Origin of the sequence: Mesorhizobium sp. M1E.F.Ca.ET.063.01.1.1, from assembly GCF_003998155.1 — a bacterium.
Classification (GTDB): domain Bacteria; phylum Pseudomonadota; class Alphaproteobacteria; order Rhizobiales; family Rhizobiaceae; genus Mesorhizobium.
Genome location: NZ_RZSC01001710.1, coordinates 1 through 410, shown reverse-complemented (window position 1 = coordinate 410; position 410 = coordinate 1). Strand labels below are relative to the sequence as shown.

Annotated in this window: 1 pseudogene; it reads left to right on the top strand. The window is 65.4% G+C overall.

The features are described 5' to 3' along the window. A pseudogene (locus EOA29_RS40535) lies at nt 1–376 on the top strand (carbohydrate ABC transporter substrate-binding protein); the annotation flags it as partial. Between the last annotated feature and the right edge of the window lie 34 nt (nt 377–410).

The following is a 410-nucleotide window of genomic DNA, read 5'->3' as shown; positions in this document are numbered from 1 at the left end:
GTTCCAGGTGACCACGGCCGTCATCTTCAACTACACGCCCTACCCCAACGCAGCCAAAGCCTATCTGCAGTTCATGTTCGAGGATCCGCAGATGTCGGACTGGATCACCTCCTCCGCGGGCTACTGCTGCCAGACGCTGAAAGCCTTCGACAACAATCCCGTGTGGAAGGCCGATCCGAACAACGCCGCCTACGCGAAGGCCTCGGCGACGCTGCGTCCCAACGGCTATGCCGGGCCGCTCGGCTACGCCTCGGCCGCGACCATGGCAGACTACGTGCTGGTCGACATGTTCGCCAAGGCGGTGACCGGCCAGGCCACGCCGCAGGAGGCGATGGAAGAGGCGGAGAAGCGCGCCAACCGCTACTACCGGGTTTGATCATCGCCCGGCCGGGCAGCTGCGCTGCCCGGTG